Source organism: Photorhabdus sp. P32 (genome assembly GCF_038085095.1).
Classification (GTDB): domain Bacteria; phylum Pseudomonadota; class Gammaproteobacteria; order Enterobacterales; family Enterobacteriaceae; genus Photorhabdus; species Photorhabdus luminescens.
The window spans coordinates 1-755 of record NZ_JAZGJN010000064.1 but is presented as its reverse complement, the minus strand read 5'-3'; the positions used below and the strand labels follow the sequence as shown (position 1 = coordinate 755).

The following is a 755-nucleotide window of genomic DNA, read 5'->3' as shown; positions in this document are numbered from 1 at the left end:
GGTCGGAGGTTCGAATCCTCTCGCCCCGACCAATAGATTCAAGTAGTTACGGCGAAAGCTGTAGAGAACAACAGCACCGGGATCAGATCTTCATCTGATCCCGGTGCTGTTTTTTTTATGCCCGCGACACGTGACGATTGCCCGCTGGACTTCAGGAAGAATGCTTGGACCTGACCCTGCGCGATCAAGCCGCAATGGCTTGCTTTGCCGGGACGTCCACCTGAGGCTGGAAAATCAAGCGCGCGGGTGCGCCCACTGCAGTACTGCCATCCGGCATATCCGTCAGGACGACTGACATGGCACCGATGCGGCAGTTATTGCCAATTTTGACGCCACCCAATATTTGCGCGTACGCGCCGATCTCTACGTCATCACCAAGAACAGGCACGAGACCATCGACATGGCGGTTACCAATCGTGACCCCTTGGCGCAGCGTACAATTTGCGCCGATCTTCGTATCGGGATGAATAAAAATACTGCCGAAGTGCCAGATCCGCAGACCTGGACCAATGGTGGCAGATTTCGGCAGGCTGACACCCGTCATCGTTTCGACGACACGAAAGGCCAGCCAGTACAGCGTCGTCTGAAACTTTTTGCCGGGCCCTGCAGAGCGGACGTCGATGCGGCGTCCTTGACGATATAGCCACACCGCCCAAATCGCTTGTTCCTACAGGAATGGTCGCCGCATGCCATACCGAACCAAATCACATTGCCAATCATTCATTTCGTCCCCAGAATCATTATTCGTATTAGTT

The 755-nt window shown here is 54.6% G+C and carries 1 protein-coding gene; it reads right to left on the bottom strand.

Going from position 1 to position 755, the window contains the following annotated elements:
* Positions 1–184: 184 nt before the first annotated feature.
* Positions 185–649: a serine acetyltransferase gene (locus V2H77_RS00235; RefSeq protein WP_341497202.1), complete on the bottom strand. Its 465-nt coding sequence runs from the start codon at positions 647–649 to the stop codon at positions 185–187.
* Between the last annotated feature and the right edge of the window lie 106 nt (positions 650–755).